The organism is Mucilaginibacter ginsenosidivorans (assembly GCF_007971025.1).
GTDB classification, from domain to species: Bacteria; Bacteroidota; Bacteroidia; order Sphingobacteriales; family Sphingobacteriaceae; genus Mucilaginibacter; species Mucilaginibacter ginsenosidivorans.
The window spans coordinates 1,723,193-1,743,240 of record NZ_CP042436.1 but is presented as its reverse complement, the minus strand read 5'-3'; the positions used below and the strand labels follow the sequence as shown (position 1 = coordinate 1,743,240).

Genomic DNA, 20,048 nt, shown 5'->3' with positions numbered 1-20,048 from the left:
TATGAAAATTAAGGAGTATTTACAGGAATTGATAAAAATTAAGCCATCTGATGAATTATTATTGATGGCAGGTTTCGATGAAATTCCTGACTATATTACCAAGGGCTATAAGCTTGATCCTAAATTGAACGATTATCTTTCAACTAATTTAACTGGTTTGATATTTGAATTATTTAGGAATTACGATCCGCAATATATAAGTTTTGGCGATTTTGTCTTCTATGAGAAGATAAAGAATAAAAATGGAGGTTACATTTTTGCAGGAAGTTCTTATTCTGAATTAGCTTTCGTTGATGTTACTTCTGAAGTGATTGAGTATGATAGAGACGAATGGTCTGTCTTAAATCGTTGCGCAGTCAACACCGACTCATTTTTGCTTGCATTGTTGCCACTGCTTGAACTGTACTCACTTCGCTTACAAGATATAATTGAAGTTGATGATTATGCAAAAAATATGGAATATCTCAATAAATGTACTTTTTTTGCAGGTGGAGATAGTTATAAAAGATTTTTTAAAAACTTAATCTTTTAGAATTAGGCGTACTCAGTCAACTAACTCGAGTATCAGGTGAGGCTGAGTACTTATGAATAAATAAACTGCCTCGCACCACATGGGTTACTGTTACCATGTTAACCAGATGAATATCTGCAAGACAATAAAATCCGTCAAACGTTATTGTCAACTATCTTTAAGTTAATATTTTGGCCTGGCGATATAATGAGATTTGTTTTTCATTGTAATTAATGTCAAACAAAAAGCTATTTTCATAGTAGGATTTGGAAAGTATAGAAATGCTGAGTTAATTAGATGAAACAAATTTTTAGGAAATCACTACTCTTCCGTTACTTCCTTTTTATAGTTTTTTCCACCTCCGCCCAGCAAAAACCTCAGTACACCCAATACCTCCTCAACCAGCAACTGCTCAACCCCGCCGTCACCGGCATCGAGAACTACATTGAAGCGAAAGCCGCCTACCGCAGCCAGTGGACCGGCCTCGACGGCGCACCCGTCACCAGCTACCTCAGCCTCAGCGCCCCCATCGGCCGCGAATTCATCAACACCCCCGGCCCCACCGGCAGCAACCCCTACAGCCGCTATTACCCCGAAACCTACCAGGCCTCCCCCGCCCACCATGGCATCGGCCTCCAGCTCCTCTCCGACCAGGCCGGCCCCTACACCACCACCGATATCGCCGCCTCCTACGCCTACCACCTCGGCCTCAGCCAAACCTGGAACCTCGCCCTCGGCCTCCAGGCCGGCTTCCAAAACTTTAACCTCGACCCCGCAAAACTCAGCCTCACCGACCCCGGCGACCCCGCTTTCCTCAACGCCGCCGGCAACCACTGGCGCCCCGCCATCGGCGCCGGCCTCTGGGCCTACAGCCCAACCACCTTCATCGGCCTCTCCGCCCAGCAACTCCTGCCCGCGCAAGCCGGCAACGGCACCGCCGCCACACCCGCCGGCACCGTCAACTGGTTCCTCACCGCCGGCCTCAAATGCCTCATCACCGACGACCTTGCCCTCATCCCCTCCGCCATGCTCAAAGTCATCCGCCCCCTCCCCCCATCCGTCGACCTCAGCCTGAAAGCCGCCTTCGGCAACCGCTTCTGGATCGGCGCCAGCTACCGCGACCGTGACGGCCTCGCCGGCCTCGCCGGCCTCAACATCAGCCCCCTCCTCAACATCGCCTATGCCTACGATTACAACACCTCCGCCCTGCGCAACGTCAACACCGGCAGCCACGAGATCGTCCTCACCCTCCTGCTCAACAACCGCAACCGCGTGCTCTGCCCCGAGCACACCTTTTAACACCCTCAACCGCTGAACTACCCGCCCGCACCGGACTACAGCGCCACCGCCACATAACCCGAACGCCGCAGCAGCTCCCCGTCCTCACCAACCGCCTCGATCTTATAATAATAGGTGCCCTGCGGCACCACCCTGCCCCGGTAAGTCCCATCCCAGTGATGACTGATATCCCCCGATTCGAACAGCAAAGACCCCCAGCGGTCATAGATATACACATGAAACGAACGGATATTCGTCATCACCACCCGGAAATCATCATTCTTCCCATCCCCGTTCGGGCTGATCCCGTTCGGTATAAACACATAGTTATTGTCCCGGACCGAGGCCACCCCGCTCACCAGCGCCGACGCGCTGCAGCCCCCGCTGTTGTAAGCCGTCAGCCGCACCGCATAGTCCCCCTTCCGCGTGTAGACATGCACCGGGTTCACCTCCGGAGAAACCGTCCCGTCCCCGAAATCCCAGGCATAGCGGTCCGCCCCCGAAGACCCGTTTATAAAATTCACCGTCAGCGGCGGGTACAGCGCCTCCGCGTGCAGCGGGTCCGTCGTAAACGCCGCCACCGGCGTTACCAGCGGCGCCGGCACCACCACCGAAGCTGCCCCGCTTTCACACCCGTATCGCGTCACCACCAGCGCATAAACGCCCGCCACCCCCGCTCCCGTCACCGGCAGGGCCACCACCCGCTCCGCCGAGCGGAACCCACCCGGCCCCGACCAGGCGTAGGAAGCGCCCTCCAGCGCCGCCGTCTCCAGCCGCAGCGTATCACCCACACAAAACTGCGCCTTATTGACCGAGATCACCGGCAAAGCCGGCTTCATCCTGACCAGCAGCGACTCCACCGCCACCACCGTGCAGCCCCCCGCGCCCCCCGCCTCCAGCGTCACCGTTTTCGGCCCCGGCATCGCGTAAGATACCGCGAACGGCCCCTCCCCGGAGCCCCCTGCCGGGCTCGCCCCCTCGCCGAAAGACCACTGCAGCGACGTATAATTCACCGATTTACTCGTAAACACATATTGCGGCGCCTCCGTACAATCCGGCGGGGCTGTTACCCCGATCACCGGCTGCGGCCCCGCGAAAAGGCCCGTCCCCGCCTTCCCCGCCTCATCCGTGAACGCCAGGCTGAAACCATTGTTACCCGATGAAAAGTTGTTGATCAGCAGCGCATAGAAGTGCCCCTGCTGCATCGTTAAAAACGCCAGCTTCCCGTTCTGCCCCTGCCCGCAGCCCGGCGGCTCTGACACATCCGTTTCCCCGAAGTCCAACCCTGTCTTATAGTAAGGCTTATCCCCCGGGCAATCCGTCACATCCACCCCCGCCCCCGCCTTACAGCGGATAGCGTTCGCCGCCCGCACCCCCGAGCAATCCCCCGTCGTACCCAGGTCAAACAACACCCAGTCGATATCATCCCGCGTGTCCGAAGGCGTGATCGTGAACACCAGCGTCCCGCTGTTCGCCGCCTGCCACTTGTACCAGGCGCTGTTCGCCTCCGAGGCCTGCCCCGCCACGCTCAGGCAGGTCCCCTTCGCCTCATCATTATCCGCACCCGCACCCGTCACGTCCTGCTGCGAGATCGCCTCCGTCGTACACAGCACCGAAGCCGTCGCACAATCCTGCCCCGGCTTCACCACCGGGTTATAGTTATTCAGGCACAGGCTGAAAACCCCCAGCTGCCCCTGGTCCCCCGTCACCTGCAGGTAATACGTCGCGCCGATGATCAGCCCCCCCTTATACAACGAGGTCAGCGCCGCCCCCGCGATACTGCTCCCCACCAGCTCCGTCCCGCTGCAGTCGCTGTACAATCTGACCACCGGCGAAGCCAGCCCCCCGCTGAGCCCCAGGCTGCTCACACTGATATTCACATCATGCGCCGTCGCCTTAAAGACGAACCACATCGATTTATGCTTGTTATTATTGGAAAACTCCCCCGCCGCAGAACAATAGTTCACCGTCTGCTGCAGCGCCTGCCCCAGCACACAATCCTGCACGATACCCTGCGCCGCGCCGCGCAGCACACTAACAAAAAGAAAAGAGAAAAGGATCAGGCGCTTCACAGCCCTAAAGTGCAAAAAAATCCGCAATTCAGGCATGCGGAATACCCGTTTTCGTCAACCTGCAGGTACCGGCCAAACGGCATAGCCTGTGCCCAACGCCGCCCCGGAACCCATCAAAAAGAAACAGCGGCTCCCCAACCCAGGACCCGCTGCCAGCAATTTAAATTGATTCCAAAAGAACGGACTGTTGCACCCCCGGCGTTAACCCGGCGCATCGAAACCCTCGCTGAAAAACTCAGCCGGCGTCACCCCCAGGCCCCTGATCACCTTCAATAACGTTGTCAGGCGAATATCCGAAACACCACGTTCATAGCGCCCGTACTGCGAACGGTTCAGGCCCCTGGCATTCGCAAAATCCTCGTAATCCGGGAAACCCTGCGCCTTCCGCAAGGCCTTCACACGTGCCGCAAAGCGACGCAGCAGCTCCTCATCTTCCTTGTCCGCCGGGATGGATTTTTTCGCCATGCCGTAAATTAACCGAAAAGCGCCCTCAATTTATACCGCTTATCCGCACCCGCTTATTAGGAACATAACAAATTTTCACCTACCTTTACGCAGCCACCAAAGGACCATGGACACCCTGCAGCAGCCCCTTAACCAACTGGCATTCAGCCCCGACTTCCTCGCGCGTTCCGGCGACATGGGTTTCCGTTGCCTGCAGGACATCCTCGACTGCACGCCCGCCGCGATCCTGAAAAAAGAAAGATTCAGCTATTTGTGGCTCGAAGAACTGACCACCTACCTCAGCGCCAAAGGATGGTTAACATTATGGCAGCCATGGCCGGGAAATAACGCGCGCTGATCAGGCCCGCCATGCGCAGGAGCAGATCCCGCACCCGCGCCGCCGTGAACTGGCTCGCGCTGTAAAACTCCTTATTAAAACTCCCCGCCGAGATATCCCCCCGCCGCCGGCTGCTAAAACAGCCCGGCACCGCCCGGAACAGATCCGCCAGCGGCATCCCGATCGCCCCCGCCTCGTGCATCGCCCGCAGCAAACAGGCCAGGTGCGCCACCGACAGGTCCAGCTTCAGTTTAGTGACCGCAGCCACCGGCTCCGCCGCAGCCGGAACCGTCCCCGCCCGCCATTCCCGCAGCCAGCGGTAAAACAGCTCCCGGATCCCCGGCAGCCCCGGGTCATAAGGCGGCCCCTCCCGGAACAGCACCGCGCCCCCGGCCTCCGGCAAAACCCCATCCGCAGCCTCCCCGGCCGCCACGGCGCACCGCTCCCGCGCCTGCAGGTACAAAAGAAAACCCAAATGATTAAAATTATGGCGGAGCAGCTCCTCCCGCAGAAACCCTTCCCTGTCCCCCGCCGGGTGCCTCCCCAGCGGTTCCAGCAAACGCACCAGGCCCCGGAAATAAGCCAGGTCCCGGTAAGCCGGCCGGTGCAGCACCCCCGCCCCCCGCATATACGACAGGTAGCCCCGCACACAACCGCATAAGGCCGCATCGACACCCCCCGTATCCAGCAACGACAACAGGTCCTCCACCGGAGCCCCGAGGCCACCCATAAGCTGCCGCCCATAAGCCGGGTAGGCCGGCAGTTCGCCGCCGGCATCCAAAGCCCCGCCGTCCAGCAACAAATCCGAGACCGCCCCAAGTTCCGCTTCCAGCACCCGGCAACCCTCCAACTCGCTTACCCCCGCCGGAACCACCGCCTCCATCCGGAAACCCAGCTCCGTCACCGCCCGCAGCTGCTGCCGCAAAAAAAGCCGCAGGCCATCGCCCGCGGCTCCGTTCAACAGCCGTTGCTGAAGCTCCACCCGGAAGGCAAGCCCCGCCGCACGCAATGCGCCCATGCCCGCTAAGGCCTCCCCCCTGGCCGGCACACCAGGTTCCCCGGCGTCCCGCAGCAGCAGGTCAGCAAGCTCAAAAAAACATGGCGCATCCCCACCCGGCACAACCCACCTCCGGCTTTGCTCAATGCATCTTCAGATGCGTCGTCGTGTAAACCGTCCCGCACAAGGTAGTCGGGTCCGAGCAGGGCGACGTCGTTCCCAAAATAGCCGCTTTAACCGACGGATGATACTGGTACAGCCGCTCCGCCGGTTTTTGTGTTAATTTTTTCGCTTTCATATCATCTTTTTTTACGATATTATCTTTTTTCTTTTGAGCAGGCAACAAATTCTGACCAACGACCACATGCCCTATGCAAACAGCAGGAACCACGCGCCAACCTGAAAATCACGGGGAACTTTTCCTCCCCCGGCCGGGCATCCCCGTCCAGATCCTCGCCTGGTGCGCCTTCATCGCGTACGAGCAGGCCGCCGTGATCCTGACCACCCCGAGCATCACCACCCTGCGACTCAGCATCCTCTATTATACCCTCAACATCGCCCTTTTCTACAGCCACTGGTTCCTGCTGCGCTACACCATCCGCGAACAGCGCCGCCGTTACCTGCCCGCCGTCGCGCTCACCCTCGCCGAGCTCGCCGCCTGCCTCGCACTGAAGTACGGGGCCAACCAACTCGTGACCATCAGCCGCCCCATGACCGCCCGCCAGGCACTGGTCAGCAGCCTCTGGGACCTGCACCGTTCGCTGTATTTTATCGGCCTGTCCACCCTGACCTGGTCCATCGCCTTTATCAGCCGCTTAAGACACCGCGCCCTCGAACTGGAAAACGCACGCCTCCTTGGCGAACGCGACCGCGCCAGGCTCGAAGTCCGCCTCGCCGCCGCCCAGCAAGCCTACTACCGGCAGCAACTTAACCCCCATTTGCTGTTCAACACCCTCAATTTTATTTACAGCCGCGTCGCCGCCACCTCCGGCGAAGCCGCAAAAGGCGTCCTCCTCCTGTCGGACCTACTGCGTTACAGCCTCGAAGCCGGCGAACCCGGCGCTAAGATCCCCCTCGACCGCGAGCTGGAGCATATCGGCAAACTCATCGAGATCAGCCGGCTCCGCTACGACGGCCAATGCTACCTGGACTACCGGGCCGAACCCGGGCAAAACCCCGCCGCCATCATTCCCCTGCTCCTCCTGACCCTGGCCGAGAACCTGTTCAAACACGGCCTGCTGACCGACCCCGCCAGGCCCGCCAGCCTGCACATCTCCTGCCGGGAGAACCAGCTCCTCTTCCACAGCCGCAACCACCGGAAACGCCCCGGCCCGGCCCGGGAAGACCACACCGGCCTCAAAAACACCCGCATCCGCCTCGAACAGTCCTACCCCGGCCGCCATACGCTGGACATCAGCGAAAACCCGGACACCTATGAACTCCGCTTAAACCTGTACTTATGAAAACCACCGTTTATATCGTCGACGACGAACCCCATGCCCTCGAAATCCTGGCCGGCTACATCCGCCGGACCCCCGGCCTCGAACTCGCCGGCACCGCCACCGAGCCCCTGCAAGCCCTCGCCGAGATCCGCCGCGACCCGCCGGACCTCGCCTTCCTGGACATCGACCTGCCCGTCATCACCGGCCTCGAGCTGGCCGGCATGCTGCCCGCGCGCACCCGCGCCGTCATCAGCACCTCCTACCGGGAATACGGCCCAGAAGCCTTTGACCACGAAGTCCTCGATTACCTGTTGAAACCCTACGCCTACGAACGCTTCCTTGCCGCCCTGCGGAAGTTTGACGCCCAGCGCACCCCCGATACCGGACCGTCCGGCGAAACCGATCAACTGTTACTGCTCAAGACCGGCACCAAAGGCAAATTGCGGAAGATCGATACCACCGCCATCGTCTGTATCGAAGGTGCCCAGAACTACGTCCGCCTGCACCTCGCCGACGGAGAAGCCCTCCTGACCAACCTCACCCTGCAGGACCTCCAGGAGCGCCTGCCCGCCGCCCATTTTTTCCGCGTTCACAAATCCTTTATCATCAACCTCCGGCGCATCCGCACCTTCGAACAGCGCCGCGTCCTCCTCGACAACCAGCAGGACGTACCCGTCGGCCGCTCCTACCAGGCCGCTTTCCAGCACCGCCTCGCACCCCTGCTCCTGCTTCCCAAAAAAGACCGCAGCTGAAGGCATCACCGCAGCCGCCCGGCAGGCGAGCGCTCATATTTACCCAGCAGGTAATACACCGCCAGCTCATAATCCAGCTGGGACGAGCGGAAAAGCCGGTTAACCAGCATATGGACCAGGTCCGCCACCAGCGCCAGCCGCTTCCTTTCCGCCCATCCCCCCGTCGCCCCGTACAACTCCAGGCAGCAGGACAACACCCGCCGCACCGCCGCCTTCCCCGCATAAACCCGCAGCGCCTCCCCCGCCAGCAGCCCCTCCATCGCCGGCCGCATCCCCCGGAACTTCTCGTCCAGGCTCCGCTTCAGCGCCTTCGGCTCCCGGTATTCCGCAAGAAAACGCGCCCCCATCGCCCGGAAAAAATCACCCGCCCGTTCACCCAGCATCGCCTCCGACATCAGCCAGACCAGCGCCAGCACCGCCAGCTCCACCGGCACCGCAGCCCCGGAACCCCGCCCCGCCAATTGCTCCAGCACCCATACGCTCTCCGCCTCGAAACACGCCTCCGCCAGCCCGATCTGCCCGGCCCCGTAGCGTTCCAGCTCGCGGTCATAGACATCCCCCTGCACCGCTTTGACCATGCGCCCGCCCGCCCAACGCCGTAACCGCCCGTGCAGCGCCGGCAGCAAAGCTGCCAGCGCCGCCGGTTCGCCCATCAGCCGCAGGCGGATGTGGTACCCCCCCTCCGCGTAGCGGATAAAGAACCAGCGCCGGATCACCCCCCGGTTCTCCCGGATAAAAGGCGCCACCACCCCCGCCAGCAGCTCATCCGCCACCCGCGGCGTGCAAAAAAGCTTGACAAACAGCCATTCGCTCCCCGGCAGGAACCGCCGCTGCACCCCCGCCGGCACCGCAGGTACCCGCGGCAAAGGCAGGACGGCCGCATCCCGCCGCACCAGGAAACCCAGGTACTGCGCCACCGCCGGGCGCCCGCCCGGCACCTCTTCGATCAGCATGCCCTCCTTCCCCGCCAGCTGCTCCAGGAAAAACCAGGCCTCCTCATCCCGCGACAGGTCGAACACCAGCTGCCGGTCCCCAAAACCCGTCGCCACCAGCGCCGGCAGGCCCCGCCTTTCCCGGAACAGGTGCAGCCGCCCCAGCGAGCGCGGCGCCGCCCGCAGCTGCTCCAGTTCCCCCTTTGCCAGCCGCCATTTCGCCGCCGCCAGCACCACCCCGCGGTACTCCACGCGCGGGTAAAAATCCTCCCCCGGGAAAAACCGCTCCAGGTCCAGCGCCAGGTCCCCAAGCGGCTGCGGATACTGCAGGTCACACAACAGCCGGAACAGCGCCAGCTCATTATGCCGGTAGTTATACGCCGTCGGCAGCCGCGGCACCACCCGCATCCCCAGGGCCGCCGATTCCAGCACCAGTTCCTCCCCCTGCACCGACAACAGCAGGTCCGAAGGCAAAAGCACCCCCCGGCCACCCGCCCGCGGGAACACATTAACCGGGATCACCCGGTCGTAAACCTGCCGCCGCCGGTTAATATTATCGATATGCCCCCCCGAAAGCTGGGCGACCTCCGCAAACACCACCCCCGGGTTCGCCGCTTCCTCCAGCCGCGCCACCTCCCGGCAAAGCCCGTACACGGCATCGCTGCAAACCGAGAAACGGCCCGCCAGCGCCACCGCCGAGGGCCCCCCGCAACGCTCCAGCCACAGCAGGCCACCATCCGCTTCCCGGAACAATACCCCCAGCGAAGCCGGCAGCAAACCCCGGCCCTCCGCCCCCGCCTGCCCTTCCAGTTCCAGGATATCCTCCCGCGACAAACAAAGCGGACCGAAGGCCGACCTCCCCGGCGCCTGCCGCCACAGGCGGAACAACAGCCGGTGCGCCGCCGTCCAGGCCGGCGGAACACCAGCGCCCGGCGTATCCGGGAAAACCAGCCCCGCCAGCAGGAAATCATCCCCCCCGGCCCGCGGCGGCACATCATAGCCGATCCCCTGGTCCGGGTCCAGCGCCTCCAGCAGCGGCACCTTCCCCCGGTCATAACGCTTTTTGAACTCGCGCACAAACTCCTCCAGCGGCCGGATACCACCCGGCAGGCCCAGCGCCCGCAGCGCGCCCACCGCCTCCAGCAACCGTTCCCGGCAACCCGGCCCCGACGGCCCCCGCCCGCCCGTACGTTCCAGCAGCGCGTAATCATAGGCACCATCCCCCCGCCGCAAGGACCCCGGCAACACCTTTTCCAGCGCCGCGCCCCGTTCCGGCAGCCCCAGGGCCCCAGGCTCAAAACGGCCGAAAAACCCCGCCAGTTCCCCCCAGCCAGGCAAACCCGGCACCGCCGCTTCCTCCCCCCGCAGCAAACCCGGGTCCGCAGCACCCAGCAGCACCTGCTCCCCCAGCAGAAAGCGCAGCCAGCCCAAAGCCTCCGCCAGATCACAGCCAAGCTCCCCCGACAAGCGCCCCGCCAGTTCCCCCAGCGGCAGCGGCCCCCGCCCCAGCCAGCGGAAAAGCAGCCGGTGCGCCGGCCCCGCATCCAGCGCATTCAGCCAGAATTTGAGCGCACCATCCCCCCGCACCTCCGAGAAAACATAGCGGTAACCCTTTCCCGCCCGGTACAAGGCCGGGTTCAGCGCCAGCAACTCCCCCTCCCCCGGCGGCGAAAGCCGCAGCGCCGCCAGTTCCAGCTCCCGCGACGGCAGCAGGTGCAGCCAGGTTTCCCGCGCAGCCCCCCGTCCCCCGCCGGTTCCCCAGCCCGTCACCGCAAACGAAGCAAAGGCCCCGAACGGCGTTGGCCGGAAACAGGCCCGGTTCATATATTTCTTCAGCGACAGCCGCTTACCCGCATCCAGCCGCTCCCAGTCGAAACCCAGCTTTTCCAGCGCCCGGTAAAACTGCGGGCTCGCCAGCCAAAGCGCCTGGCGGAACAAAGGCTCCGCCAGCAGCCCCGCCGGCCCCTTCCCCGCGTAATCCCCCGGCCCAAACAAAGGCTCCCGCAGCAGCAGCCCCTCCGCCATCACCAACGCCGGATCCATCCCACCCGGCACCTTATCCCGATCGTCCCGTTCCATCCTGCTACCCTTTCGCTACCCTTTTACCACTGTTCACCGCCCGGTTCCAGCCTTTCCTTTGTCCCAAAAAAACGTCATGAATACCCTGAACACCCGGACAACCCGGAAAACCCAGGCGCCCCGCGACAGGTTCAGCCCCATCGCCGCCGCCCTGCTCATCCTCCTCTGGGCCTATGCCGCAGTAAGCAAGCTGCTCGATTTTGACCAGTTCCGCGGGGAACTCCTCAACCAGGCCATCCCCCGCGAAACCGCCTACCCCCTGTCCTGGCTGCTGCCGCTCAGCGAACTCAGCGCCGCCGCCCTGCTGCTTTTTCCCAAAACCGAATACCGCGGCTTCCTCCTCAGCGCCCTCCTGCTGACCCTGTTCAGCGGCTACATCGCCCTCGTCCTCCTCGGCTTCTGGGAACGTATCCCCTGCTCCTGCGGCGGCGTCCTCCGCCACCTCGGCTGGGGCCCCCACCTCGTGTTCAACCTCGCCTTCCTCGCCCTCAGCCTGGCCGGCGTCCTGCAAAACCACCGGCGCGGCTAAAGCCGCATACGATAAACAGGGGCAGCCGAAAACCTGCGAAAAGAGTAGGCCCATTAAATCATCAAAAGTTTTTCGTTTGTTTTTTAGCAAAAAAGCATTCCTCATCATGAAAAAGTTAAAAGTTTCCATCACCGCCCTGGCCCTCGTACTCGGCGTCGGCACGGCCTTCGCCACCACCGCGTACCGCCCGTTCACCAACAAGACCTGGGCGCTCAACCCAAGCACCGGCCTGTATATGGACATCACCGGCCAGGTACGCGGCGTTGACTACAACTGCACCGGCGCCTCCGGCACCTGCACCGCCGACTTCCCCAGCGACGTCAACCCCAACGACCAGGCCCACGACGCCCACCCCGGCACCGTCCAGGGCACCAACATCCAGACCGGCGTATTCAGCAACTAAGCCGGATCATACCGTCATCCAGGCGCCCGTTCCCACAAACGGGCGCCTTTTTTTACCCGCCGTTCCCGTATCTTAACGCGGATTCTGCTGGATCCCGCTCCGCCCCACCTCATCCGCCGGTATCGGGTACACATAGTCCACGCTCCCCGGCTCCAGCCGGTACACCGCCCCGTTCAGTTCCCGCACCAGTTCCACCCGGAAAGCCGCCTCCCGGTTCAGCCGCCGCAGGTCCCCCCAGCGCGTCCCCCGGTCCGGCAACTCCTTCCGCCGCTCCCGCAGCACCAGCGCCAGCGCCGCATCCGCGTCCCCCGCCGAAAGCGGCATAAAGCCCCCCGGCGCATACCGTTTCGCCAGCAGCGTATTCAGGTCCGCCATACCCCCCGCCACATCACCCGTCCGCACCCGGCACTCCGCCCGGACCAGGTACAGCTCATCCGCCGCCAGTCCCGAGAACAGCGTCAGCACCCCGCTGTAATTCCCCTTAAAACCAAAGCCCCCTTCCGCCTTCGCCGCAAAGAACAAACCCTTCCGCAGGTCCCCCTCCCCGTAAGAACCATACAGCGCCGAATCCACATAGGTCGGCGAAGAACCCTGGTTAAACGAATAAGGCACCGCCGCGCAATACCAGATCACCTCCCCGTTCCCGTCCGGCAGCGCCCGCGGGAACGGACGCCGCGCCGACCCGTCCAGCAACGAATAGTCCAGCAACGCCCCCTGTAAGGCCAGGCAGGAATCCGCGCAGCCCCCCGCCCGCGCATAGTCCCCCATCGCCAGGTAAACCCGCGCCAGCATCCCCCAGGCCGCCGCCCGCGACGGCCGGCTCTTATAACCCACCGACACCGGCAGCAGCGCCGCCGAGGCCCGCAGGTCCGACAGCACCCGTGCATACGTCTCCCGCAGCGACGAGCGCCCCACCCGCAGCGTCACGTCCGGCGACAGCCGCAGCGGCAAACCCAAAGCGGCCCCCGGGTCCCCCGCGCCGTAATCCGCGCAAAACACCTGCGCCAGGTTAAAGAACGCCGTCCCCCGTGAAAACAGCGCCGTCCCCTTCACCGCGCGGAACTCCGCCGAAACGCTGTCCGCCCCCAGCCCGTCCAGCCCCTCCAGCACCACGTTGCTGTAAAACACCTGCTGGTAAGGAATATTCCAGTCCGCCGACGGCTCGTTCCCGAAAATGTCCCGCGCCCAGGTATAACTGTTCCGCTCCCCGTTGCTCTGGTAAGCCGCCCAGCCCGCATCCGTCGTATAAAAATCCCCGTCCGCGATCCCCGGCAGCCCCGGCGACAGGTTAAACACATTCAGGTTATCCAGCAAAGCCCGGAAATCCCCCAGCGCCGAAGGCACCAGCAGCGCCTTCGACGGCTTCACCTCCAGGTAACCCTTCTGGCAGGCAGACCAAAGCGCCGCCAGCAGGAGCAAAGCCCCTATTCCAAATTTCATTTTCATCGTTCAAAAGATTAAGTGTACCCCTAAAGCCAGCGTACGCGGCGCCGGCGTCGTATTCGGAAAATCCGGGTCCTGGTGATCCCGGTTCGCGCGCCAGACCAGCCCCAGGTTCGCCGCGTAAGCATACACCTGCAGCGATTGCCGCGGCAAACCCCGCAGCCAGCCCTTCGGCAGTGTATAAGACAGCTGCACATCCCGCAAACGCACATTATCCCCCTTATCCACCAGCACCGAAGCATACGTATAAAAGTCATCCCGCTGACTGTCCGGCACCACCGGCAGCGAAGGCACCGAAGTATGCCCCTCGTCCCCCGGCCGCTGCCAGCGCAGCGCAAAGTCCCCCGACTGCCCGCTCAGCCCATAGTCATTCCCGTAACGCACCGACGTACGCCGGAAATAAAACCCCAGTTCATAAGCCAGCGTCGCCGACACCGAGAACCCCCGGAAACTCCAGCTGTTCCGCCAGGCCCCGAACACCGGCGGCCGCGACGGCCCGTTATACACCAGCTCCCCCGGCGATACCCCCAGCAGCGCCGCGTAATCCCGGCTCACCTGCCCCTTCAGCACTCCCTGCGGGTCACCCGACTGCGCATCCAGCCCCGCCCAGCGCAGCGAATACACCGCGTACAGCGGCCGCCCCTGCAAAGGGTAATAACCCAGCGCACCGAACTGCAGGTAACTCAGCGCATCCTGGCGCTGGTCATACCGGCTCACCCGGTCGCTGATATAGCTCAGCCAGCCCGAACTCCGCCAGCTCAGCCCGCCCCAGTGCAAACGCAGCTCCAGGCTCAGGTCCAGCCCCCGCCCGCTCGTCTCCGAGGCATTCCCCGTGAATACCGTGATCCCCGACGAAGGCGGGAACGCCGTACTCCCGATAAGGTCCAGCCCCCGCTTCCGGAAATAGTCGATGCTCCCCGACAGCACCTCCCCCCGCGTATGAAAGTCCAGCCCCAGGTTCAGCTGCCCGATCCGCTCCCAGCGCAGCTCCGGGTCCGGCGGGTTCACCACCGTCGCATACGGCAAATGCGTCTGCGACCCGCTCCCGTCAAAGTACGCCGCCGTCGTATAAGCCGACAACGACTTGTTCACATTCCCGTTATAGCCGTAAGTCACCCGCAGCCGCAGGTAAGGCAGGCCGCCCAAACCATAAAAATCCTCCTTCGACAGCTCCCAGCTCAAACCCGCCGACCACAGGGGCACCCCCTTCCGGTTCGAAGCCACCCCGAACAGGTTCGAACGATCCAGCCGCGCACTCGCCGACAGCGTATAACGCCCCCGGTACGTATACGCCGCATTCCCGTACCAGGACAGGTAATGATCCGTCGCATCCGCCTCCGAGCCCCCGAAAGGGATCGCCGACCCGTTCCCCGGGTTATCATAAAAACTATAAATATTCGCCTCATCCACCGGCACCGCCGTCGCATGCCCGCTGTCATAGCCATACAGCCGCGAACCATCCTCCAGCACGTGCAGCGACTGCAGCTCATAGCCCGCGATCGCCGACAATTCCCCCTCAGCCCCCAGCCGCCGGTCCAGGTCCAGCTGCGCCCGCAGGTCATGCCCCACCGACACCGCATCATCCAGGTCCAGGATCCCCCCGGCCGGCAGCGGACGCGACAAATTCCCCGCCCCGTCATCCTGCGTATACCGGTTCACCAGGTTTCGCGTATAATAACTACCCGCCCCGTGCAGGTCACGCCCCAGCGTCAGCCCCCGGTCATACCGGTAAGCCAGCGAGGCCGACAAACCCGCCAGCACCCGGTACTTCCCCGAAGCATTCACCCGCACATCCGTCAGCCGGCTCCGGTTATCCGACAAGCCCGGCTCATCCAGCGGCCGGTACTGCCAGTCCAAAAGCCCCGCAGACCGCGCATCCGACAGAAAACCCAGCCGGTAATCATGCACCAGCGCCAGGTTCGCCCCCGACGCATCCCGCAGCACCGCATAAGGATACACCGGCTCCCCCCGGTTCCAGGTCAGCGCCCCCGGGTTGTTCCGCACCGTCCGGTTCTCCGACAGGTACCCCGAAGCCGACAACTCCAGCCGCCGCCCCGCCAGCGCCCAGGTATTCCCCCCGCTCACCGTCACCCGCTGGAAGCCATTACCCACCAGGTTATCCCGGTTATCATCCAGCCCCGCCGAGAAGACATAGCGCTGGTTCAGCGAGCCCCCCGACAAACCCAGCTGGTACTGCCGGTTCAGCCCCGTCCGGTACAGGTACCGGCTGATATCCCGCCGCACATCCTGCCCCGCAAGCACCGCCAGCGCCGCATCCGCCTGCGCAGCCGGCAGCAAACCATCCCGCTGCGACACCAGCACCTCCGCCGCCGGCGACAGCGGCGGATGCCCGTCCGCCCCCGGCAGCGCATCATCATAGCCCTCCGCGAACAGCCGCCGCTCCAAAGCGATATAATCCCCCGAAGACATCCGCCGCTGGTAAAACAGGTCCGGCCGCCCGATCCACTGCACGCTGCTGTTCAGCGACACCTGCAAAGGCTGGTTAAAACTCCCCCGCTTCGTCGTCACCACGATCACCCCGTTCCCCGCGCGCGAACCCCAGATCGATGCCGCCGCCGCATCCTTCAGCACCGACACCGAAGCCACATCCGCCGGGTTCAGCGACGACAGCGGCGCATTGAACGGGAACCCGTCCACCACCACCAGCGGCTCCGCATTCGAAAACAGCGTACTCTGCCCCCGGATACTCACCTGCGTCCCCACCGGGTTAAAACCCAATCCCGGCACCACATCCTGCAAACGCGGCAGCAGATCCGTACTCACCGTACGTTCCAAAAGCCCCCGGTCCACCCGCACGAACGAACCCGTCGCCCGCTCCGCCGGGATATCCTGGTACCCCGTCGACACCGTCACCGCATCCAAAGCACGGGAAACCCCCAGCAGCACCACCCGCAGCGCCCCCGCATACGGCATCACCACACCCAGCGTATCCGGCACAAAACCCACATAAGAGACCACCAAACGGTACCGCCCCGCCGCCAGCCGCAGGGAAAAGCCCCCCGCGCTATCCGTCACCGCAGCGCCCGCACCCCCCGCCAAAACCCGCACCGAAGCACCCAACAGCGGCGCACCCCCCGCATCCGACACCCGGCCCGACAGCCAGGAAGACCCCTGCCCGCAAACCAGACCCGGCAGCAGCAGCCCCAAAAACAAAGCACCAAACCATCCCCGGCCCAAACACGTAAAAAACCTCATCGCGCATCCCCCTTCCCCGGAACCGCATCCCGCACCACCAGCAACTTCACCAAAGCCCGCTTCCGCTCCAGCCGCAACCCGTACCGCGCCAGCTCCCCGTTCAGCTCCCCTACATCCGACAAGTCCGCCGAAATATCCAGGTCCACCTTCCCCAGGTAACCCGTCTCATCCACCACCGGCAGCTTCGAATGCTGCAGGTACACCTGGCTCAGCCGCATCATCAGCTGGTTCAGGTACGCATTATGCAGCACACAGGAATAGGGCCCCACCGCGATCACCCGCTCACCCCCCGCCGAACGCAGCTTATCCGCTCCCGGCAGCCGCACCAGCGCCAGGCTCCGCACCGAATCCTCCTCCACCGAAAACACATATTGCGGGAACAAACGCCGCAGATCCCCCTGCATCCAGCCAAAGGCACTCCCCGCCAGCCCCGCCGGCAGCAGCAACTCATAACAATACCCATGACCATCCGCCAGCCAGCGCTCATACGCCTGCCCCTGCAAACCCGTATTGAACAAAGCCGAATCCCGGCTCAGCACCCGCACCCGCGCATCCGGGAACCAGTCCAGCCCGTAACTGTACGCCAGCCGCCCCAGCCACAGCAGCGGCACATTCCGCGCATTGAACTTCTGCCCCCGCACCGGATCCAGATCCGAAATATTCACCCCGCCCGAAAGCCCCGGGATATAACCCGACAACAACGCATGGAAACGCAAAGCCGCCGCCCCATGCCCGTCATCACCATTACCCCCCACCAGCAAAGGCAAAGCCATATCATAGCCCACCGACACATCCACCTTCGTTTCCGCCCCGACAGCACCACCCGCCAGCACCCGCGACACATTCGCCGCCGTCACCGCCGAACCCTCCGTCACCGCCAGCACCCGGCCATCCTTGCCGATCCACACCTCATGCGGCAGCGAACGATGCGGGAACAAAGCCCCCAGCAACCCATCCTCCACCACAAAAGGCAAACGCCAGCGCCGCCCGCGACCAACCGCCGACACCACCCGCCCCAGCTTATCCCAACCCTCCGCACTCACCGGAAGGAAAGCCACCTTATCCCCGAACACCCCCTGCAGCGAATCCAGCTCCGGCAGCAACGTACGGCACGGCGCACACCACGACGCCCAGAAATCGATCACCACCAGCTTACCCCGCAAGCCCGCCAGATCCAAAGCCCGGAACGCAACATCCGAACCCTCAAAACCCGCAGCAACCACCCGCGGCAACACCAACGGCGGCAAAACCCCGCCAACCCCCAAAGAACGCTCCTGCCCCGCCGCCCCAAAAAAAAGACACAGCAATACCAGGAAGCCAAAAAAATGCTTCATAAAACCAAAAATTTTAAAGTGAAAAAAAAAGAAAAATCAAGACCACCCCGAACAGGCAGCCCACCGGCCAAACCCAAAAAGAACCCGGGAAAGCCCAACACCAGCCCCCCTCATTCCGGGGGACTGATCAGCAGCAGCCAGCCCCGGACACGCGCACTAAACATCACGCGCCCCCTCCGCCGGCCCATCCGCCATTGCCCCGCGACCCGCAGCAGCCTCCGCCACACACCGGTCCATTAACTGATCCAAAAACGAGGCAAGATCATCCAGAGAACCACCGGACAACAAACCCGCATCCAAAGCCGCCCGCCGGAACGCCCCCCAGAGCAACACCTTCGCATCACCCACCGGCATACCCCGCAGCACAGCCTCAAACACCGAACAGGCATCACCCCGCCCCCCATCAAACAACAATAAGATCCGGTCCTCCATGACTAACAAGATTAAAAGCCGGACCCAACCCCCAAAAAATAAGGCGTGGAACCCAACTTATCGTCTTAGCGGCCCTGAGAAGCCCGGAAACGAATAAGTCAGGCCCACGCCTATGGCGTGAGCGCTGTCACTTATCCTCCCGTTTCCTTTTGAAATTTCTCAGGTTTCTAAGACGAGATTCAAGTGCGAGTGCTATCTATGCTAACAAGTCTCGCAAAAGTATAAACTACTTCTATATTTAATTTTATGCAATATACTAAATATTTTAATTGTGGCAATATTGCCACAAAAATTTATACTTTTTTCCCTCATCTTTCGCTCAGATGAAGGAAAAGCACAAGTCGATATTTGCTTCAATAGGCAAAAACGTCAGACGTATCAGAAAAGAACAAAAGCTTAGCCAACAGGACCTGGCAAATAAATGTGATGTCGACCGTGCCAAGATTAGCACGATTGAGACCGCAAAAGAAGACTTTCATTTTACAACACTTCTTGAACTGGCAGATGCATTAAATGTCAAACCAAAAGAATTATTGGACTTTTGACATTCTTCAAAAAGAGTTCGACTCCCGACGAGAATATAGTTTTAGACTATTTAAGACCATTTTAAACTTTAATGAATCAATGGGGATCATTTGGCGTGTATTCTAAGTCATTCACACTTTACCTATTTTTTACTTTTTTAGTGAGATTCCAATTAAAGACTTGCTAATCAAAGGATCCATTTTGTTCTTCTTAATATGAGATAACAGTTTTGGAAAATGAAAATGCATGGTTTGGGAACCTGAAACAAGTCAAAAAGCGTAGGGGATAGGGGAATATTATTTCGCTATCGTAGCAAGCTGGACATTCCGGCGCCATTGACCATCTCGTTCCGGAATTGCTAACAATTGATTCCGTAGCACTTTGAGCATATTAATTTGTTGACTAATAATGCCAATTTTTTTAATTTTCTACACAACTATGTGATCCAAAGAGCACCGAATTGCCTGGTCGCGCTTCCCGGAATATCCAAGCCAAAGGCGAAAAAGACTTTGAAACTCGTATAATGGATCTGGAATTTTAAAAACACTTATTCTCTTAATGAACTTAACAGATCAGAAAATCGAAAACGAACTCCGGCTGAAACGAATCAAACCCGAAGCATTTATTGCACAGTTTGAAAATTATTTTGACGATGTGGCCACAACTTACCAGGTCACGTCCCGCGAAATACGTCAGCAGCGGAAGAATATTAAAGCGCATTTCAAACCCTATCATCATTTTACAAACATCATGGACATTGGTGATATCACTAACAAAGTCCTCGCCCATTCAGAAGCGGCAAAGCAAGCGGTCGCCGAAGGCAAGCCGGTGCCGCCCGGCCCCAACTATGCCGCCATCGAAGCGGACCTAAAAGAGCGAAACCGTTTTATTGATAATTTCGACACTAATCCCGAAAGATTCAAAAAGATACTGGACGAATACCACATTAACCAGCTCCGTGACCAGCTCGCCAGCGGCGCGCTGAACGCTTGGCTAACCAGCAGATTTTTAGGGGCGACCACCAAACTACTGTTACTGCTGCTGGCCATCGGTGTTTCACTCTACGTGGAAGATCCCATGACGAAGTTATTGAAATCGCAGGGAAAACAACAAGCGATCATCTTGACAACGACTTTCATCTATTTTACGCTTGATATCGTCGTTGACTGGATCAAAGATTTATTGTTGTGGCAACGCGTAAAAACCTGTTACCTGCGATTTAAAAAAGTCAGGGCAATTATTGAACCATGAGTTCCGTTTCTTGGTATTATATGTTATCTATTTGATCATGAGAAATAAATTTAACCATTTCTACGCAAGTA

18 protein-coding genes are annotated in these 20,048 nt (G+C 60.9%); 9 read left to right on the top strand and 9 right to left on the bottom strand.

What is annotated here, in order from left to right:
* Position 1 precedes the first annotated feature (1 nt).
* Together FRZ54_RS08025 and FRZ54_RS08020 are read left to right on the top strand one after the other, a co-directional pair.
* Complete coding sequence (locus FRZ54_RS08025; RefSeq protein ID WP_147031115.1) at positions 2–532, top strand: hypothetical protein; 531 nt, start codon at positions 2–4, stop codon at positions 530–532.
* Positions 533–808: 276 nt separating this feature from the next.
* Positions 809–1,810, top strand: coding sequence for a PorP/SprF family type IX secretion system membrane protein (locus FRZ54_RS08020; RefSeq protein WP_147031114.1), 1,002 nt, complete (start codon positions 809–811; stop codon positions 1,808–1,810).
* A gap of 35 nt (positions 1,811–1,845) precedes the next feature.
* Here the strand turns inward: FRZ54_RS08020 and FRZ54_RS08015 are convergent, their stop codons facing one another.
* Both FRZ54_RS08015 and FRZ54_RS08010 read right to left on the bottom strand, forming a co-directional pair.
* Positions 1,846–3,861 carry a T9SS type B sorting domain-containing protein gene (locus tag FRZ54_RS08015; RefSeq protein ID WP_147031113.1) on the bottom strand — a complete coding sequence of 672 codons (2,016 nt, stop codon included), beginning with the start codon at positions 3,859–3,861 and terminating at the stop codon, positions 1,846–1,848.
* 201 nt (positions 3,862–4,062) lie between these two features.
* The gene (locus tag FRZ54_RS08010; protein ID WP_147031112.1) at positions 4,063–4,326 is read right to left on the bottom strand and encodes a helix-turn-helix domain-containing protein; all 264 of its coding nucleotides are present in this window, start codon (positions 4,324–4,326) and stop codon (positions 4,063–4,065) included.
* 106 nt (positions 4,327–4,432) lie between these two features.
* Here FRZ54_RS08010 and FRZ54_RS08005 point away from each other — a divergent pair, with 106 nt between their 5' ends.
* Positions 4,433–4,663 carry a hypothetical protein gene (locus tag FRZ54_RS08005; RefSeq protein ID WP_147031111.1) on the top strand — a complete coding sequence of 77 codons (231 nt, stop codon included), beginning with the start codon at positions 4,433–4,435 and terminating at the stop codon, positions 4,661–4,663.
* Here the strand turns inward: FRZ54_RS08005 and FRZ54_RS08000 are convergent.
* Entirely contained in the window at positions 4,605–5,660 is a 1,056-nt protein-coding gene (locus FRZ54_RS08000) for a hypothetical protein (protein WP_147031110.1), read from the bottom strand. The genes FRZ54_RS08005 and FRZ54_RS08000 overlap by 59 nt on opposite strands.
* Before the next feature lie 121 nt (positions 5,661–5,781).
* Positions 5,782–5,937, bottom strand: coding sequence for a hypothetical protein (locus tag FRZ54_RS24405; RefSeq protein WP_187359791.1), 156 nt, complete (start codon positions 5,935–5,937; stop codon positions 5,782–5,784).
* Between the two features lie 73 nt (positions 5,938–6,010).
* Between FRZ54_RS24405 and FRZ54_RS07995 the strand changes: the two genes are divergently transcribed.
* Both FRZ54_RS07995 and FRZ54_RS07990 read left to right on the top strand, forming a co-directional pair.
* Positions 6,011–7,102, top strand: coding sequence for a sensor histidine kinase (locus FRZ54_RS07995; protein WP_147031109.1), 1,092 nt, complete (start codon positions 6,011–6,013; stop codon positions 7,100–7,102).
* A complete protein-coding gene (locus tag FRZ54_RS07990; RefSeq protein ID WP_147031108.1) occupies positions 7,099–7,833 on the top strand; it encodes a LytR/AlgR family response regulator transcription factor in 735 nt (244 codons plus the stop codon). Before FRZ54_RS07995 ends, FRZ54_RS07990 begins: the two co-directional genes overlap by 4 nt.
* A 5-nt stretch (positions 7,834–7,838) precedes the next feature.
* Here FRZ54_RS07990 and FRZ54_RS07985 read toward each other — a convergent pair whose 3' ends face one another.
* Positions 7,839–10,844 carry a lantibiotic dehydratase gene (locus FRZ54_RS07985; RefSeq protein WP_147031107.1) on the bottom strand — a complete coding sequence of 1,002 codons (3,006 nt, stop codon included), beginning with the start codon at positions 10,842–10,844 and terminating at the stop codon, positions 7,839–7,841.
* Between the two features lie 76 nt (positions 10,845–10,920).
* Here FRZ54_RS07985 and FRZ54_RS24965 point away from each other — a divergent pair, with 76 nt between their 5' ends.
* Both FRZ54_RS24965 and FRZ54_RS07975 read left to right on the top strand, forming a co-directional pair.
* Positions 10,921–11,373: a MauE/DoxX family redox-associated membrane protein gene (locus FRZ54_RS24965; RefSeq protein WP_147031106.1), complete on the top strand. Its 453-nt coding sequence runs from the start codon at positions 10,921–10,923 to the stop codon at positions 11,371–11,373.
* 106 nt (positions 11,374–11,479) lie between these two features.
* On the top strand, positions 11,480–11,776 hold the full coding sequence (locus FRZ54_RS07975) for a DUF6520 family protein (RefSeq protein WP_147031105.1): 297 nt from the start codon (positions 11,480–11,482) through the stop codon (positions 11,774–11,776).
* Between the two features lie 72 nt (positions 11,777–11,848).
* On the opposite strand, the gene FRZ54_RS07970 is transcribed toward FRZ54_RS07975, so the two are convergent.
* The 4 genes from FRZ54_RS07970 to FRZ54_RS07955 form a co-directional block, all read right to left on the bottom strand.
* Positions 11,849–13,222: a RagB/SusD family nutrient uptake outer membrane protein gene (locus FRZ54_RS07970; RefSeq protein ID WP_147031104.1), complete on the bottom strand. Its 1,374-nt coding sequence runs from the start codon at positions 13,220–13,222 to the stop codon at positions 11,849–11,851.
* A gap of 3 nt (positions 13,223–13,225) precedes the next feature.
* Complete coding sequence (locus tag FRZ54_RS07965; protein WP_187359790.1) at positions 13,226–16,387, bottom strand: SusC/RagA family TonB-linked outer membrane protein; 3,162 nt, start codon at positions 16,385–16,387, stop codon at positions 13,226–13,228.
* Between the two features lie 44 nt (positions 16,388–16,431).
* Positions 16,432–17,769 carry a TlpA family protein disulfide reductase gene (locus FRZ54_RS07960; RefSeq protein WP_147031102.1) on the bottom strand — a complete coding sequence of 446 codons (1,338 nt, stop codon included), beginning with the start codon at positions 17,767–17,769 and terminating at the stop codon, positions 16,432–16,434.
* A 156-nt stretch (positions 17,770–17,925) separates the two neighbouring features.
* Positions 17,926–18,201 carry a hypothetical protein gene (locus FRZ54_RS07955; RefSeq protein ID WP_147031101.1) on the bottom strand — a complete coding sequence of 92 codons (276 nt, stop codon included), beginning with the start codon at positions 18,199–18,201 and terminating at the stop codon, positions 17,926–17,928.
* 323 nt (positions 18,202–18,524) lie between these two features.
* Here FRZ54_RS07955 and FRZ54_RS07950 point away from each other — a divergent pair, with 323 nt between their 5' ends.
* Together FRZ54_RS07950 and FRZ54_RS07945 are read left to right on the top strand one after the other, a co-directional pair.
* Positions 18,525–18,746 (top strand): helix-turn-helix domain-containing protein, encoded by a 222-nt coding sequence (locus FRZ54_RS07950; protein ID WP_147031100.1) that lies wholly within the window; start codon positions 18,525–18,527, stop codon positions 18,744–18,746.
* Between the two features lie 538 nt (positions 18,747–19,284).
* Complete coding sequence (locus tag FRZ54_RS07945) at positions 19,285–19,977, top strand: hypothetical protein (RefSeq protein ID WP_147031099.1); 693 nt, start codon at positions 19,285–19,287, stop codon at positions 19,975–19,977.
* The last annotated feature ends 71 nt before the right edge of the window (positions 19,978–20,048 follow it).

Bases quoted from the DNA above. Each gene is read 5' to 3' on its own strand.
- FRZ54_RS07990 (WP_147031108.1), top strand. From the start codon at position 7,099: ATGAAAACCACCGTTTATATCGTCGACGACGAACCCCATGCCCTCGAA.
- FRZ54_RS08000 (WP_147031110.1), bottom strand. From the start codon at position 5,660: ATGGGCGCATTGCGTGCGGCGGGGCTTGCCTTCCGGGTGGAGCTTCAG.
- FRZ54_RS07950 (WP_147031100.1), top strand. From the start codon at position 18,525: ATGAAGGAAAAGCACAAGTCGATATTTGCTTCAATAGGCAAAAACGTC.
- FRZ54_RS24965 (WP_147031106.1), top strand. From the start codon at position 10,921: ATGAATACCCTGAACACCCGGACAACCCGGAAAACCCAGGCGCCCCGC.
- FRZ54_RS08010 (WP_147031112.1), bottom strand. From the start codon at position 4,326: ATGGCGAAAAAATCCATCCCGGCGGACAAGGAAGATGAGGAGCTGCTG.
- FRZ54_RS07970 (WP_147031104.1), bottom strand. From the start codon at position 13,222: ATGAAAATGAAATTTGGAATAGGGGCTTTGCTCCTGCTGGCGGCGCTT.
- FRZ54_RS07995 (WP_147031109.1), top strand. From the start codon at position 6,011: ATGCAAACAGCAGGAACCACGCGCCAACCTGAAAATCACGGGGAACTT.
- FRZ54_RS07985 (WP_147031107.1), bottom strand. From the start codon at position 10,844: ATGGAACGGGACGATCGGGATAAGGTGCCGGGTGGGATGGATCCGGCG.
- FRZ54_RS08025 (WP_147031115.1), top strand. From the start codon at position 2: ATGAAAATTAAGGAGTATTTACAGGAATTGATAAAAATTAAGCCATCT.
- FRZ54_RS07960 (WP_147031102.1), bottom strand. From the start codon at position 17,769: ATGAAGCATTTTTTTGGCTTCCTGGTATTGCTGTGTCTTTTTTTTGGG.
- FRZ54_RS08005 (WP_147031111.1), top strand. From the start codon at position 4,433: ATGGACACCCTGCAGCAGCCCCTTAACCAACTGGCATTCAGCCCCGAC.
- FRZ54_RS07945 (WP_147031099.1), top strand. From the start codon at position 19,285: ATGAACTTAACAGATCAGAAAATCGAAAACGAACTCCGGCTGAAACGA.
- FRZ54_RS07955 (WP_147031101.1), bottom strand. From the start codon at position 18,201: ATGGAGGACCGGATCTTATTGTTGTTTGATGGGGGGCGGGGTGATGCC.
- FRZ54_RS08020 (WP_147031114.1), top strand. From the start codon at position 809: ATGAAACAAATTTTTAGGAAATCACTACTCTTCCGTTACTTCCTTTTT.
- FRZ54_RS24405 (WP_187359791.1), bottom strand. From the start codon at position 5,937: ATGAAAGCGAAAAAATTAACACAAAAACCGGCGGAGCGGCTGTACCAG.
- FRZ54_RS07975 (WP_147031105.1), top strand. From the start codon at position 11,480: ATGAAAAAGTTAAAAGTTTCCATCACCGCCCTGGCCCTCGTACTCGGC.